Raw genomic sequence first — 15,709 nt, forward strand, 5'->3', positions numbered from 1 at the left:
ATGGCTGAAGATTTAATTAATAATAAAGATATATATTTCCCCTCATATTTAGGGACTAATGACAAATTGATTACTCTTCTTAATAGAGCAAGTAAAACTCTTTGTGACTGGTTCTCTAAAGCTGATAAAAATGGTCCTTTACCTTTTGATGATAATTTCAAGTGCATTATGCCTGCAGAAGATGGCAACTCTGAAGAAGATTTGTTTTCTGAGATTGAATCTCTTTTGAATAATTCATTTAATCCCGTTCATCCTGGTTCACTAGCTCACCTTGATCCCCCACCTTTAATTTTCTCTATTTTGGGAGATTTAATTGCTGCTGGTTTAAATAATAATCTTCTCGCTTACGAGTTATCACCAAGTGTAACTTTGCTTGAGGAATCATTATGCAAATGGTTTGCCAAGAAAATAGGGTTTAATGATCTCTCAGGAGGTATAGCTGCTAGCGGAGGTACATTAAGTAATCTTAATGCCCTTATAGCAGCTAGAAATAATGCTGGATTAGCTACAAATCCTAATTCTGTATTACTTGTTAGTGAAGATGCTCATTCTTCCTTCGTTAAATGTATAAGAGTAATGGGTCTTGATACTACCAATCTTGTCAGGATTAAAACTGATAATCAAGGTAGAATGGACATAAACTATCTCAGAAAGTCTTTAGATAAATGTACAATAAAAAATAAAAAAATATTTGCTATTGTTGCCACCCTTGGGACAACTGTGAGGGGAGCCATTGATCCTATTAAAGAAATAAGTGAAATATGCAAAGAAAGAAATATATGGCTTCATATAGATGGCTCTATTGGAGGCATTTTTGCTGTAACCTCTATTCCAATAAAAGGTCTAAATAATATTAATCAGGCTAATTCGATAACGATAAATCCGCAAAAAATCATAGGCATTACTAAGACATCATCTTTGTTGTTGGTTTCAAATATGAGTACTTTAGAAAATACTTTTAATACTGGACTACCATATATATCATCTAAAGAAAATATTATAAATAGAGGAGAAATTGGCATACAAGGTTCTAGACCTGCAGAGGTTATCAAATTATGGCTTGGGTTACGTTTTTTAGGTCTGAATGGAATAGAAAATATATTAAAATCATCAATTAAAAGAAAAGATTTTTTTATAAAAAATATTAGTAAGAATAAATTTGATATATATTCAGGTCCTCTTCATATTGTTTCATTTATACCAAAGAAACTTGAGCCAGAAGACTCTGATACATGGACTCAAACTAAAGTTAATGAACTAATTAACAATAATTTTATGCTTTCTAGACCTAAATTTAAAGGTAGATATTTTTTAAGGGTTGTCATGGGAAATTACAATACAAAGGAATCTCATATTAAAGAACTTTTGAGACTTTTAGATGCCTAACTTATGAATATGGGTAGACCAAAAATTATTGCAATAGTAACAGGGTTTATATCTATAGCTATTTGTATTGCTTATTTACTCTTAATAACTATCTTTGATTTCAGAACTTATCTAAATGATCAATTATCCAATTTTACATAGTAAATGGAGGCAAACTTTTATTTGATTTAAAATACTTTTTCATTTCAATTTTTGAAATAGCTTCTCTTACGAAGTTATTTAAAATGTCCTCTCTCTTACTTATTCTATAGATCTTATCTACTACTTCTTGGATTCCTCCATCTCCCCAATCTTGCCCATTTTTAAAATATTCAATCAAACTTAGTCCTACTATTCTTATTAACCAGCCTGCTGTAACTGATTGTATAGATTTAGATAATATAATTTTAGTCAGGCTTGTAGCTAAAGCAGGAGAAAGAATGGCGAGACCCCCTTTTAGGATTCCTTGTTTAGCCAATGCGCTTAGCAATGAAGTCGCTAAATCTTTTGCATCTTTTTTTGTAAGCTTTATTTCATATATTTTTGATAATTCCATTATCATTTGAAGGTTTACGGAGGTAGTAGTAAGGAAATCAACAGCTGGTAATGGATTAACTAGTATTACCCCTCCTGTTATCCACATATATTTATTAATAACTTTATTTGACATTAAATATCTTTGTTCTTGCACGAACTTTTTACTTTTAATACCTAATTTATTTGAGCGAAAAAGAATATTATCCGCCAATAACTCTTCACCATTATTATCGAGCGTTTCAATTATTTCTCTAAATAAACTTCCTACCTCTGGAACTAAATCTAAAGCATCTGATTTAATAAAGGAATATTGTTGAGGTACAGCAATTGTTTGAACAACAGAAATTTTATTTTTTCTAGCGGAAGTTATAGAAATTATATTTTCTTTGATGAGGTTATTTTCATCTTTAGACCTCAAATCACATTTATTTAGAACTATTATAATTTTTTTTCTTAATTTTAATAATTCTTTAATTAAATAGTTTTCGTATTTATTTATGTCCTGATCTAACACAAAGAGAACTAAGTCGGAATTTGATGCTTGTATAATTGTTGCTTTTTCTCTTTCTTCTCCTAATTTAGATGGTTCGAATAAACCCGGAGTATCAACTATATTAATGTTTCTTTTTAAAATTGGGATGCGAATTTTATAGCTATTAATTTGCTTTGTTGTACCTATTTTTGCGGAAGTTTGTCCGACAATATTTTTTAATAAAGATCTTGCAATAGATGTTTTTCCTGAGGAACCTGCTCCAAAAAGAGTAACTTTATAATCTCCTGTTTTTAATTGAGATTCTAGTTTGTTTTTTTGGTAATTTAAAAGTTCAACTTTTACTTTATCGTTAATTTTTTTATTAATTTTATCTACCCCTTCCAAACTTATCTTGGCAGCACCATATGTATTTTTGAATGAAAGTGTATTTTTTTTATTTTTATATATAACTTTATAAACTATTTTTTTGAATAATTTTTTATCAATATTATAAAAAATATAAATAATTACTATTAAAAATATAAGGGTATAAATATTTACTATTCTTATAAATATCGAAAATAAAATATATAAAAATAATATTAATAATATATATTTTATATACTTTAATTTCAAGTAATTCATTTTAACGATTATTTTTAAAAATGTTATACAGTAAAAAAATGAACCCAATATTAATAGATATATCAGCAATATTAAAGACTGGAAAATTTATAAAATTTAAATTTATAAAATCAACCACAAAACCTTTATATATCCTATCTATACCATTACCAATAGTTCCCCCAAGTATAAAGCTGTAAGAATATAGATCGAATGCGTTTAAAGTATTTTTCCTAAATATTAAATAAATAAGTAATATTGAAAACAAAATACTTATTAAAGATAAAAATATTCTACTACCACTAAATATGTTAAATGCTGCCCCGTAATTTTTTACAAAGTCTAATTTGAATAAAAGAAGATCTTTATTAATAAATAATTTTTTATAATAAAGCATTAAATATTTCGTCAATTGATCTATTAGAACAATAAAAATACTTAGAGATAAAAAATATATTTTTGTTTGTATTTTATTAATCATTATTTACTACGTTTTAAACGTTCTATAGGTTTAATAAGTAATAAAAGTGGAAAAAGCATTAAAAAATGATATCCAATCTTACCTAATGAGTATTTCCCTAAATTATATAAAAATATATTTAATTGACTGTAGAATATAATTTGTATGAAGTTGTAAAATATTCCAGTTAAATGCATAGCACCTATTGCTAAAAATCCATTTTTTAAAAAGTTTCCAACTTTAATTTTATTTCTATTATTTAAATTATCAATTATTTTGATTAATGGATATAAACCTAATAAATAGCCAAAATTTGGAGTTAGCAAATAACCTATTGAACCTCCTTGATGAAAAACAGGAATTATAAATAAACCCAGAATTATATATATAAAAAATGCTCTGAAAACAACTTTTTTATGAAATATAAGTGTTAATATAATTATGGTTGGAATTTGCCATGTGATAGGCAACTCAAAGTTATTACTAGAATTATAGATAAAGGGTAGTGGAATATAAACAGATATCATTGATGTTATTACTAGTAATTGAAGACTCACCAGTATCTCAATTAATTTATAAAAATTGAGCATCATTATAAGTTCTATTTATAAACTTCTCAATGCAACAATTGGATCTAATTTAGAAGCTCTTTTTGCAGGTAAAACGCCAAAGATTAAGCCTATTGATCCTGAAATGATCATGGTGGAAAAAGTAGTTGTAATTCCTACTGATGCAGGAAGTGGTGTTATCAGAGATAAAAGAAAAACACCTGATAATCCCGTTGTTGTTCCAATTAATCCTCCAATTGTAGATAAAATCAATGCCTCAATTAAAAATTGAATTAATATATCTGATTGTTTAGCTCCTATTGCTTTTCTAAGTCCAATCTCTTCAGTCCTTTCGCTTACAGAAACTAGCATAATATTCATGATTCCTATGCCTCCAACAACTAAAGATACTGCCCCAATACCAGCCAATAAAAACGTTAGTCCACTTGTTATGTTGGTTACTATATTTAATGCATCTTCTTGTGATCTAACCGCAAAGTCATCATCTCTGATTATTTTATGTCTTTGCCTTAATAAGTTAGTAATCTGAAATTTAGCGGCACTAGTTGCATTTTTATTTATCGCTTCAACACTAATGAAGCTTAAACTTACTCCATATGTTGGGTCCTTCCCTGTAATCCTATTGACCATGGTGGTTAATGGAATATAAGCATTTTTGTCTTGATTACTTCCAAATACAGCACCTTTTGGTTTTAATATTCCGATAATTTCATAAGTGTGGTCTTTAATTCTGATATTTTTTCCAAGTGATGAAGATTTATCTTTGAAAAATTCGTCTTTAAGATCAGGACCTATTACAACATAACTTCTTGCACTATTAACATCACTTTTTGATAAAAATCTTCCCTTATCTACTTCAAAGCTTCTTACTTCAAGAAATTCTGGAGTAACTCCAGCAATTGAAATATTAAGGCTTTTAGAATTTGATTGTACTATTTCGTTAGCAGAGATTTGAGGAGCAACTTTTTTAACTGTTGGGACTTGATTGCTTATTGCTAATGCATCTTCTAAAACTAGGTTTTTAGGAAATGAAATACCTCTTCTTCTTGTATCATTATTTCCAGGAACAATGAATAAAACATTTGCACCTAAATTACTTAATTGGTTTTTTGCTAATGTTTGAGCACCTCTTCCAAGTCCAACAAGTGTAATAACTGATGCATTTCCTATAATAATCCCAAGCATTGTTAACGAACTTCTCAATTTGTTCGAAACCAAGGTTTTTGTGGCCATGCCTAAGGCTTCTTTTATTGAGATATTCCTAGACATATTTATATTTATCTATTGAATCCTCATCTTCAATTTGCCCCATGTATATAACACCTTCATTTAGCTGCAGTGTAACAAGGTCGCCATTGCTAATTTGATGATTATCCATATTTTCTAAATTACAAATTGTAGAAATTTTTTTATTATTTTTATTAAACAAACCATAAACATCATTTACATTTTGGTTCGTAACAATGCCCGCAATATTTTTACTAAGTGGAATATTTTTCATTAATTCCTCGGGAACAAATAATATTTCTCCTGGACAAATTAAGGACATATCAAGATTATTTTTTATTATTCTTGCTTTACCTGTAACTCCGATTTCCCCTATTGAAATTCCTCTTGATACAATCTTTCTTACTAAACCGACTTTTATTAAATCTGTCGAGCCGCTAATGCCAGTTAATGTGCCTGCAGTTTGAACAACTAAATCTCCTTGATTTAAGATCCCCATTTCTTGAGCAATTTGCATTGCTAAACTAAAAGTTTTTGCAGTTCTTTCATCATTTTTAACTACTATGGGAGTAACTCCCCAAACAAGTTGCAATCTTCTCGCTACACTCCTCTCTGTAGTAGTTGCCAAGATAGGTGTTGGTGGTCTGAACTTACTTACATTTCGAGCAGTAGAACCTGATTTAGTTAAAGGGATTATAGCTCCTGCATCAAGTTGTCTAGCTATATTACTTACTGCTGCACTAATAGCATTTGGGATCGTGCTGGGTAAGTGGCTTTCAATAGCCTTAAGTGGATAATCCCTTTCAATTCTTCTTGCTATGGTTGCCATCGTTTCAACTGCCTCTACAGGATAATCGCCAACTGCAGTTTCGTTTGAAAGCATTACAGCATCTGTACCATCCAGAATTGCATTTGCAACATCACTAACTTCAGCCCTAGTTGGTCTTGGGTTAGAAGCCATAGAATCAAGCATTTGAGTCGCTGTAATTATTGGGATACCTAATGTATTAGCTTTTCTTATTAATTCCTTTTGTAAAAGAGGAACTTCTTCAGCAGGCATTTCTACTCCCAAATCACCTCTTGCAACCATAACCCCATCACATAAGGGTAATACTGAATCGATCTGATCAATTGCTTCAAATTTTTCTATTTTTGCTACTACAGGAGTTGAATGCCCATTTTTGTTTATTAAATCTTTTATCTCATTTATATCGGATGGATTTCTTACGAAACTTAGTGCTATCCAATCAACTCCTTCAGATAAACCGAATTTTAAATCCTCTTTATCTTTTTCTGTTAATGCTTTTACTGATAATTGAACATCTGGAAAATTTACACCTTTATTGTTTGAAAGAACCCCTCCTACAGTTACAATACACTCCAAATTATTAGCTTTTTTATCAACTTTTTCTACAATCATTTCTATTTTTCCATCATCTAAAAGTATTCTTTTCCCTTCGCTAACTTCTTGAGAAAGTTTGTCATAGGTTACATTTGCCACAGTATTTGTACATTCAACTTCATTTGATGTCAGTGTGAATTTATCGCCTTTTTTAACTTTTACTGGCCCTTCTTTAAAGCGCCCTAATCGTATTTTAGGTCCTTGAAGATCTTGCAATATTCCAATATCTATATCTAACTTTTTTGATACTTCCCTTATGGTTTTTATTCTCTCAGCATGATCTTTATGATCTCCATGTGAGAAATTTAATCTGAATGTTGTTACTCCAGCTTTAATTAAATTTGTAATTATCTCTTCAGATTGAGTTGCAGGTCCAATAGTTGCTACTATTTTTGTTCTTCTTTTTAAATCAATATTCGACATATATAGATAATATTGCTAGATATAAATAAATTTACCATACCCAAAGTTAGTTATTTAAGTCATGGATTTTAAAACTTATCAGAAAAAAGCTAGAGAAACAGCACAATATCCAGATTTAGGCTCAAATATTATTTATCCAACTCTTGGTTTAGTTGGAGAGGCTGGTGAGGTGGCAGAAAAAGTGAAAAAGGTCATAAGAGATAAAAATGGAATATTTGATAACGAATCAAAATTAGGTATTAAAAAAGAGTTAGGAGATGTTTTGTGGTACATATCAAATCTTTGTACAGAATTAAATTTCAATTTAGAGGATGTTGCATTACAAAACCTTGAAAAATTAAAATTAAGAGCTGCTAAAGGAAAGATAAGAGGTTCTGGAGATGATAGGTAAGTTCAGCTATAACCTAAGCTTGCATACTGGAGATTTGTAATTAAATTTTGTATAACATTTAAAAGTAAAAAAGCTAATAAGGATGAAATATCAAATCCACCTATTGGAGGGATAATACCTCTAAAAATGTTTAGATAAGGATCTGTGATAGAAGTTAATGCAGATAAAACACCGTTACTCCAATCAATCCCTGGAAACCATGTAAGTAAAATTCTAATTATCAATATGAAAGAATAAATTGATAAAGTTTGGCCCAGAACTGCAAAAATCTCAGATAACATTATTTTTTCCTAATTTAATATATCCTAACATTTACTTATTATTGCTGCTTATTATTACTGCTTCCTATATTTGAGAGATATTCATTACTTACAGCAAAAGTTTGAAAAAACTTTTCTGATAATGATAACCAATATGATCTACCATCTTTTTGCTTTCGTTTGACGATAAATTTCTTTTCTAATAATTCTTTAATATGATCATAAGCACCTGAACCTCTAAGAAGTATAAGATCCGACTGTAGGATCTTTTTTTTGATCGCAATAGTAGCCAATGTCCTTAATTCTGATGTTTTCAAATCAGAAGGAAGTAAATCATCGACGAATTCATTAAGACTAGATTTTAGTTCGAGAGAAAAACTGTTATTAACTGCATTTAATTCAATAGCTGAGTTGGGATTAGAGTATTTATTTTTTAGATCTTTAATTGCATCATTTATTAAGTTTATATCAGAATTAGTAATTTCTGAAAGATCCTTTTTTGTTATTGGTCTGCCTTTCAAATATAGAACAGCTTCAACTTTAGTAACAAGATCTATATCAGATATTGGCGTGGTATTTAGATCAGATTGATTGATTTTAATTACCGAAATCTTTCCTAATTTACCTTAAATTTAATCTGATGCACCAAGGAATAATCTATATGTATCGTTTTGAGTCTCATCCCAAAATTTATAGCCTAGAATTCTTACAAATTTATTCCACTCGAAAATCTCATTTTTATCGATTAAAACTCCAATAACAATTTTCCCAACATCAGCTCCATAATTCCTATAGTGAAATACGCTTATTGACCAATTAGATTTCATATTATTTAAGAAGTTTATTAATGCGCCAGGCCTTTCAGGAAACTCAAATCTGTATAAAAGCTCAACAAAGTTTTTATTATCCATCTCTTTAAAATTCTTTGGTAATCTTCCACCTACCATATGTCTTAGATGATTTTTAGATAATTCATCATCACTTATGTCAATAAATGAGTACTCCGAATTTCTAAATAAATTTATAAGATTTTTTTTATCATTTAATCCATAGACTTGAACTCCTACAAAGATCTGGGCATTCTTAGAATTGGACATCCTGTAGCTAAATTCAGTTAAATTTCTATTATCAAGTAACTTACAAAAATCAATTAAACTTCCAGCACGTTCGGGAATTTCAACAGCCATCATTACTTCTTTACACTCACCAAGTTCTGCTCTTTCTGCGACAAATCTAAGCCGCTCAAAATTCATATTTGCACCACATGCAATCGCAACCATTTTTCTATTTGAATGATTCAAATTTAAAATATCTTTTTTCATCCCTGCAATTGATAATGCTCCTGCGGGCTCTAGTATTGATCTGGTATCCTCAAAAACATCTTTTATAGCTGCACATATTTCATCAGTATTAACGGTAATCATCTTATCTATATATTTTCTGCCAATATCAAAAGTATTTTTACCAATTTTTTTAACCGCCACTCCATCTGCAAATTGACCAACAGAAGATAATTCCACAATTTTTGATTCTTCCAAAGACTTTGTCATAGCGTTTGCATCTTCAGGCTCTACCCCAATTATTTTTACTTCAGGCCATATTTTTTTAATATATAAGGATATTCCTGATATCAATCCTCCACCACCAACAGCAATATAAATTGCATAGGGTTTTTCCTTTAGTTGCTGTTCTAGTTCAATAGCTATAGTTCCTTGTCCTGCTATTACATCTGGATCATCAAAAGGATGAATAAAACATAAATTTCTTTCTTCGCTAATCCTTATTGCTTCTTTGTAAGTTTCATCATAATTATCACCAAATAATATAACTTTTGCTTTTAACTTTTTCACAGCATTAACTTTTACCAGAGGTGTTGTAATGGGCATTAATATTGTCGCTTGGCAATTTAGCTTGAGAGCACTAAGAGCAACACCTTGAGCATGATTACCAGCACTTGAAGTAATTACTCCCTGAGAAAGCTGAGAATTGGTGAGCTTACTCATTTTGTTATATGCACCTCTTATTTTGAATGAAAATACATCTTGAAGATCTTCTCTTTTTAGAAAAACTTCATTATTAAGTGTATTACTTAAATTATGAGCTTTTTCTAGGGGCGTTTTTTTTGCTACTTCATAGACTTCAGCTTGAAGTATTTTTTCAAAATAATCATTCATATATATATTTTTAGCATTAATTATTAATCTAATAAAACATTACATGATCTATTTCCAAAAAAATACTCATTTTGCACCTCGACGTTTTAGATTAGATAGATACCAATTTTTGTTAAATGCTTTTAAGTGAGTTAAGTCATCCAAATCAACTTCATGGCTTAACAGTTTCACAATTAGAGGAAATTGCTTGTCAAATTAGAGAAAGGCACCTTCAAGTAGTATCTACTAGCGGTGGACATCTTGGTCCTGGTTTAGGTGTAGTTGAGCTTACATTGGCTTTATATCAAACTCTTGATCTTGATTTCGACAAAGTTGTTTGGGATGTTGGACATCAAGGTTATCCTCATAAATTAATAACAGGACGTTTCAGTCAATTTGATTCCCTTAGACAACAAAATGGAGTAGCTGGATATCTAAAAAGAAGTGAAAGTAAATTTGATCATTTTGGTGCTGGACATGCAAGCACTTCTATTTCTGCTGCTTTAGGAATGGCAATAGCAAGAGACAGAAAAGGTGAGAATTATAAATGTGTTGCTGTTATTGGAGATGGAGCATTAACTGGAGGAATGGCATTAGAAGCTATAAATCATGCAGGACACTTACCAAATACTCCCTTAGTTGTTGTATTAAACGATAATGATATGTCTATTTCACCTCCAGTTGGAGCCCTTTCATCTTACTTAAATAAGGTAAGAGTTAGTCCGCCATTGCAATTTTTATCCGATAGTGTTCAAGAAAGTGTAAAAAATTTTCCCTTAATTGGTAAGGATATACCAGAAGAATTGAAAAATATTAAAGGAAGCGTTAGACGATTGGCTGTGCCTAAGGTTGGTGCTGTATTTGAAGAACTTGGCTTTACATATATGGGTCCAATTGACGGTCATGATATTGGAAATTTAGTTAATACTTTTAACGCTGCTCATAAACTTAAAAAACCTGTACTTGTTCATGTTGTCACAACAAAAGGAAAGGGTTATCCATATGCAGAAGCTGACCAGGTAGGATATCATGCACAGTCTGCATTTGATCTGACTACTGGGAAATCTATTCCATCAAAGAAACCTAAGCCTGTTAGTTATAGTAAAATATTTGGTCAAACCTTATTGAAAATATGTGAACAAGATAGCAAAGTCGTTGGTATTACAGCTGCAATGGCTACAGGTACTGGTTTAGATATATTGCAAAGAAATATTCCAGACCAATATATCGATGTAGGAATAGCAGAACAACATGCAGTTACTCTTGCGGCTGGAATGTCGTGCGATGGTCTTAAACCTGTTGTAGCTATTTATAGTACTTTTCTTCAACGTGCTTTCGATCAATTAATTCATGATGTAGGGATACAAAATTTACCTGTATCATTCGTACTTGATAGAGCTGGGATAGTTGGAGCTGACGGTCCTACTCACCAAGGTCAGTACGATATCAGTTATATGAGATCTATACCTAATTTTGTATTGATGGCCCCAAAAGATGAGTCTGAATTACAGAGAATGTTAATAACTTCAATAAACCATAACGGTCCTACAGCACTAAGAATACCCAGAGGCTCTGGGTTAGGAGTGGCTGTAATGGATGAGGGTTGGGAACCTTTAAATATAGGCGAAGCAGAAATACTTGAAGAAGGGGAGGATATTTTAATTATTGCTTATGGTTCAATGGTCGCATCAGCTATCGAAACAGCAAAGATTCTAAAAAATATGAACATTCATGCATCTCTTATTAATGCAAGATTTGTGAAACCTCTCGATAAAAATCTTATTATGCCTTTAGCAAGTAGGATTCAAAAAGTTGTAACTATCGAAGAAGGAACACTAATAGGTGGATTTGGTTCCGCAATAGTTGAATTATTAAACGATAATGAAATAAATATTCCAGTATACAGAATAGGTATACCTGATGTTTTAGTTGATCATGCTTCACCTGATCAGAGTAAAGAAAAATTAGGACTTATGCCTGATCAGATGGCAGATAAAATTGTTAAAAAATTTAAGTTAGACAATTAAAAATTTAATAAATAAATTTTTATAAAACACCACGTGAGGCTAATCCTAAGATTGCTCCAATTCCGAAAATATGACCTAGGCAATTAGCACCTACAACTGATGCGTGACTTAAACCACCGTAGAATTTTGAATTAGGTATTTCAAAACCTTCATTAGGTTTTCTTATTGTTGCTCTAGCAATTGCATAAGCAAAAACATTACATGCAATCATTACGACGGCACACTTTGGGGACCAAGAAAAAGTTGCTGGATCTGCAGCTGCAAATAATGTAGTAAACATAAAAAATCGTTATTTTCATATATTCTCTAATACTTTTACCTAAAAAACACAAAATTGTAAAAGGTCTTAAGAGTTGTTTACTTCTAAGGTATTTAACAACTTTATAAATCCAAACAAAATAACAAAATCACTTAGAGTTAGGAAGGATTCTGCAAAGCCATGCAGGAAGTCAACCTCAACAAGGGTTTTATCATAGTAATCTAGTGTGAAGATAGATACCAATATAGTTATGAATACGAATAAAACAGTAAAGGAAAATCCTGTTTTTACAAAAATATTAACAGATTTGATTTTATATAAGTAAAACAAAAATATTGCATATGGAATTATTGATACTGCGAATAATAATGTGTTATCAATGGAACCTAATTTTTCTATAAATTTTAAAAATAAATCATTCATAAGTCTCTTCCTTTTTTAAAAATAGTGAATGATGCGAGAGCTAATGTTGAATTACCAATAAATGTAAATATCCCTTGAAGCGTTACTAATCCATACAATACATCTTGATTATCATAGATATGCCAAGTAATAGCGCACATAGCGCCTATTAAGTTTGGGACCATAGCGATGCTTAACCAAAAAAATAAATTGTATTCTTTATATGTAGAAATTTTGTATATAACAAAGATGGTAAATATCCATTCAATGACCGAAGAAATGTGAATTAACCAAGTTCCAAATGAAAGTTCGTGCAAAATTTATATTTTTTTCTTTAGTACATTAAGTACTTCTTTGGCATGATTCAAGGGTAAAACACTTATCCATCTATAAGAAATTTTCCCATCTGGAGAAATTAAAAAAGTATTTCTATCTGAGAATGGGGGAATCCAGGAACCATATTTAGCACTAATAACTCCGCCAGGGTCAGATAATAAAGTGTAGTTTATGGATTTCTCGCTGCAGAAACTTTCATGAGAATCTTTATTATCAGCACTAATTCCAACAATTTCGGCATTATATTTTGAAAAATCTTTTTTTAATTCCGAAAAACCTTTTGCTTCAAGAGTGCAACCTGCTGTAAAATCCTTTGGATAAAAGTAAACGACAAGCCACTTACCTTGAAAATCATTTAATTCCCAAATTGTTTTTGCTTGTATGTTTTTATTAAAACCTTCCAGGTGAAAATTTGGAGCTAAGTCACCGACTTCAGGAGCAAAGTCAAAAGCTAAGGCTAAATTACAATTAGATAATAGAAAAAATGAAATTAATATACTTACAACTAAATTTCTCATCAAATTTAGAATTTTTTTAAATCAACTCCATTTGATTTAGCAAATTTGTCTAAACCTACTTTTTGTATAGATTTTAGTGCTTTGGTACTAATTTTTATATTTACCCATTTTTTGCCTTCTTCCCACCAAAGTCTTCTTTTTTGGAGATTAACTTGTTGCAATTTCTTTGTACGAATATGTGAGTGACTAACAGCCATCCCATTATTAGCTTTTGCACCAGTCAGTTCACAAACTCTTGACATATTTTTTGAGTTATATCTTTAAAAATTTTAACACACGACTCATTTTGTTGAATTAAGCAATTCTGAAATTAATTCGGCATTGTTATTTTGTAAATTAATAATCTGTTCTTGATCTAATCCACCTACAGATAGTTTAGCCATATCGTAAACATGATTTGCAATTTTAGATACCAATGGATTTTCTACAGGATCTTTTTTATCAATAATTATTTTATTGCCTGTAATTTTATTAAGACCAACAATAAGAGGATGTTCTTTGTTGATTAAAAGCACATGATATTCAGGTAAGCCAGGCATCTTTTGTTCCATGTAAGCACCCATATCATTAATTCTTCTCATTTGTTCCGGAAGTAAGATCATCGCTGGTGGAGCACCTTTACTTGAAAGTGATTGAACTTTTACTGTTACTTTCTCATTGTTAAGTGCTTTTACAATCGTATCTCTAAGATTTTCTGAATTTGATTTGCCATCCTTATCTACAATTTCATTAGATTCTTTATCTTCTAGTTCATTTATTTCGGAATCAACTCTTTGGAACTGATAATCTTCGTTTTTACTTTCTAACCAAGGAAGAAATTGTGCATCAATTAAGGGATCTGATTTAATAACTTCTTTGTTATCAGATAAGCAGATATTTAATGCACTTGATTGAGCAATCGAATCCGAGCAGTATATTATTTTTTTAGAATCAGTTATATTATTTCTTTCTTTGTAATTTTCGAGAGTGGTGAAATATTTATCATTTGATTTGATAAGTGATTTACTTTCAATATCTTTAGTTACGTCTTTTTCAGAATTTATGATTGTTTCGAAAATTATACTGTTATCTACTAAATCAGCAAATTTTTCATCTTCAATAGCACCAATTTTAATAAAAGCAGAGATAGAATCCCAAATATCGGCATAAAATTCTGGAGAATTTTTAATCAAATCCTTTAGTTTATTAGCGATTTTTTTTGAAATAAATGATGATATAGATCTTACTTTTCTATCTGTTTGTAATGCGCTTCTACTAACATTTAACGGTATATCCGTAGAGTCAATTACTCCTCTTAGAGGTAAAAGGTATTTTGGTACTATCTCTTTAATCGAATCGCTTACGAATACTTGATTACAAAATAGTTTAATTTCTCCCTTTTCCCAATCAGCTCTACCTGACAATTTAGGGAAATACAATATCCCTTGTATGTCATATGGATAATCTGTATTTAAATGAATCCATAACAGTGGATCTCCTTGAAAAGGATAAAGGTATTTATACAATTCAATATAATCTTCATCTTTTAATTCACTAGGTTGTTTTCTCCAAGGAGGATTTTTCTTATTGATTGTCTCACCTTCTAGTAAGACATCTATTGGCATAAAATCACAATATTTTTTTATTAATGATTTAATCCTTTCTGGTTCAATAAACTCTTTTTCTTCATCAAGTAGGTGAAGTATCACATCTGTACCAATAGTGTCTCTCTGTGACTCCTCTAAAGTGAAATTGGGAGATCCATCACAAGACCATTTGAATGCTTTTGATTCTCCAATTGCTGATTTAGTTAATATATCAACTCTATCTGCCACCATAAAACTTGAATAAAAACCAAGTCCAAAATGGCCTATAAATTCATCATTATCTTTTTTGTATTTTTTTAGGAATTCTTCTGCACTAGAGAATGCTACTTGGTTTATGTACTTCTTAATTTCTTCACCATTCATTCCAATTCCATTGTCAGAAATTATTAAGCTATTATTCTCACGGTCAATAGATATTTTTACTTGAGCTTCCTCAGCATTCTCGCAATCACCTGCCATAGAGGCCATTCTTCTTTTACTAATTGCGTCAACAGCATTACTAACAAGTTCTCTTAAAAAGATTTCATGGTCAGAATATACTGCCTTCTTGATAATTGGGAAAATATTTTCGGTATTAATACGAATTTCGCCTTTTTCCATTTAAAAAAAATCAAACATTTTAAATATTATTTCCTAAAAACTAGTTAATCAAGTTTAATTAGGAGTATTGTCCGAACAATATATGAATTTAAAAGTTA

The 15,709-nt window shown here is 30.4% G+C and carries 17 protein-coding genes; 3 read left to right on the top strand and 14 right to left on the bottom strand.

Annotated features, from left to right (window positions below; genetic code table 11):
- Complete coding sequence (locus HA149_RS04560; protein ID WP_209113441.1) at nucleotides 1-1,386, top strand: pyridoxal phosphate-dependent decarboxylase family protein; 1,386 nt, start codon at nucleotides 1-3, stop codon at nucleotides 1,384-1,386.
- Nucleotides 1,387-1,519: 133 nt separating this feature from the next.
- Here the strand turns inward: HA149_RS04560 and HA149_RS04565 are convergent, their stop codons facing one another.
- The 5 genes from HA149_RS04565 to pyk are packed head-to-tail and all read right to left on the bottom strand — an operon-like array spanning nucleotide 1,520 to nucleotide 7,079.
- Nucleotides 1,520-3,019 (bottom strand): GTP-binding protein, encoded by a 1,500-nt coding sequence (locus HA149_RS04565; RefSeq protein WP_209113443.1) that lies wholly within the window; start codon nucleotides 3,017-3,019, stop codon nucleotides 1,520-1,522.
- 1 nt (nucleotide 3,020) lies between these two features.
- Nucleotides 3,021-3,479: a signal peptidase II gene (gene lspA, locus HA149_RS04570; RefSeq protein WP_209113445.1), complete on the bottom strand. Its 459-nt coding sequence runs from the start codon at nucleotides 3,477-3,479 to the stop codon at nucleotides 3,021-3,023.
- Complete coding sequence (locus tag HA149_RS04575) at nucleotides 3,479-4,015, bottom strand: biotin transporter BioY (RefSeq protein WP_348535633.1); 537 nt, start codon at nucleotides 4,013-4,015, stop codon at nucleotides 3,479-3,481. The genes lspA and HA149_RS04575 overlap by 1 nt, the downstream gene beginning before the upstream one ends.
- 48 nt (nucleotides 4,016-4,063) lie before the next feature.
- Entirely contained in the window at nucleotides 4,064-5,296 is a 1,233-nt protein-coding gene (locus tag HA149_RS04580; RefSeq protein ID WP_209113449.1) for an ABC transporter permease, read from the bottom strand.
- Complete coding sequence (gene pyk, locus HA149_RS04585; protein WP_209113451.1) at nucleotides 5,289-7,079, bottom strand: pyruvate kinase; 1,791 nt, start codon at nucleotides 7,077-7,079, stop codon at nucleotides 5,289-5,291. The genes HA149_RS04580 and pyk overlap by 8 nt, the downstream gene beginning before the upstream one ends.
- Nucleotides 7,080-7,140: 61 nt before the next feature.
- On the opposite strand from pyk, the gene HA149_RS04590 reads away from it, so the two are divergent.
- Nucleotides 7,141-7,470: a nucleoside triphosphate pyrophosphohydrolase family protein gene (locus HA149_RS04590; RefSeq protein WP_209113453.1), complete on the top strand. Its 330-nt coding sequence runs from the start codon at nucleotides 7,141-7,143 to the stop codon at nucleotides 7,468-7,470.
- A gap of 2 nt (nucleotides 7,471-7,472) precedes the next feature.
- Here HA149_RS04590 and HA149_RS04595 read toward each other — a convergent pair whose 3' ends face one another.
- The 3 genes from HA149_RS04595 to ilvA all read right to left on the bottom strand — a co-directional run bounded on the left by HA149_RS04595 (nucleotide 7,473) and on the right by ilvA (nucleotide 9,904).
- Nucleotides 7,473-7,751: a YggT family protein gene (locus tag HA149_RS04595; RefSeq protein WP_002807500.1), complete on the bottom strand. Its 279-nt coding sequence runs from the start codon at nucleotides 7,749-7,751 to the stop codon at nucleotides 7,473-7,475.
- Nucleotides 7,752-7,789: 38 nt separating this feature from the next.
- On the bottom strand, nucleotides 7,790-8,296 hold the full coding sequence (gene scpB, locus HA149_RS04600; RefSeq protein WP_209113944.1) for an SMC-Scp complex subunit ScpB: 507 nt from the start codon (nucleotides 8,294-8,296) through the stop codon (nucleotides 7,790-7,792).
- A gap of 66 nt (nucleotides 8,297-8,362) precedes the next feature.
- Nucleotides 8,363-9,904: a threonine ammonia-lyase, biosynthetic gene (gene ilvA / locus HA149_RS04605; RefSeq protein ID WP_209113455.1), complete on the bottom strand. Its 1,542-nt coding sequence runs from the start codon at nucleotides 9,902-9,904 to the stop codon at nucleotides 8,363-8,365.
- Between the two features lie 116 nt (nucleotides 9,905-10,020).
- On the opposite strand from ilvA, the gene dxs reads away from it, so the two are divergent.
- On the top strand, nucleotides 10,021-11,910 hold the full coding sequence (gene dxs / locus HA149_RS04610; protein WP_209113457.1) for a 1-deoxy-D-xylulose-5-phosphate synthase: 1,890 nt from the start codon (nucleotides 10,021-10,023) through the stop codon (nucleotides 11,908-11,910).
- 19 nt (nucleotides 11,911-11,929) lie between these two features.
- Here the strand turns inward: dxs and psaK are convergent, their stop codons facing one another.
- The 6 genes from psaK to htpG form a co-directional block, all read right to left on the bottom strand.
- Nucleotides 11,930-12,190 carry a photosystem I reaction center subunit PsaK gene (gene psaK / locus HA149_RS04615; protein WP_011818394.1) on the bottom strand — a complete coding sequence of 87 codons (261 nt, stop codon included), beginning with the start codon at nucleotides 12,188-12,190 and terminating at the stop codon, nucleotides 11,930-11,932.
- 66 nt (nucleotides 12,191-12,256) lie between these two features.
- Complete coding sequence (locus tag HA149_RS04620) at nucleotides 12,257-12,592, bottom strand: DUF3593 domain-containing protein (protein WP_209113459.1); 336 nt, start codon at nucleotides 12,590-12,592, stop codon at nucleotides 12,257-12,259.
- Complete coding sequence (locus HA149_RS04625) at nucleotides 12,589-12,888, bottom strand: DUF2499 domain-containing protein (RefSeq protein ID WP_209113461.1); 300 nt, start codon at nucleotides 12,886-12,888, stop codon at nucleotides 12,589-12,591. The genes HA149_RS04620 and HA149_RS04625 overlap by 4 nt, the downstream gene beginning before the upstream one ends.
- Nucleotides 12,889-12,891: 3 nt before the next feature.
- Nucleotides 12,892-13,425, bottom strand: a complete 534-nt coding sequence (locus HA149_RS04630) for a peroxiredoxin (RefSeq protein WP_209113463.1) — start codon at nucleotides 13,423-13,425, stop codon at nucleotides 12,892-12,894.
- Nucleotides 13,426-13,430: 5 nt separating this feature from the next.
- Nucleotides 13,431-13,667: a 50S ribosomal protein L28 gene (gene rpmB, locus HA149_RS04635; RefSeq protein WP_025881448.1), complete on the bottom strand. Its 237-nt coding sequence runs from the start codon at nucleotides 13,665-13,667 to the stop codon at nucleotides 13,431-13,433.
- Between the two features lie 39 nt (nucleotides 13,668-13,706).
- Nucleotides 13,707-15,611 (bottom strand): molecular chaperone HtpG, encoded by a 1,905-nt coding sequence (gene htpG / locus HA149_RS04640; protein WP_209113465.1) that lies wholly within the window; start codon nucleotides 15,609-15,611, stop codon nucleotides 13,707-13,709.
- Nucleotides 15,612-15,709 lie beyond the last annotated feature (98 nt).

It is taken from the genome of Prochlorococcus marinus XMU1406 (assembly GCF_017696055.1).
Lineage (GTDB): Bacteria > Cyanobacteriota > Cyanobacteriia > PCC-6307 > Cyanobiaceae > Prochlorococcus_A > Prochlorococcus_A marinus_W.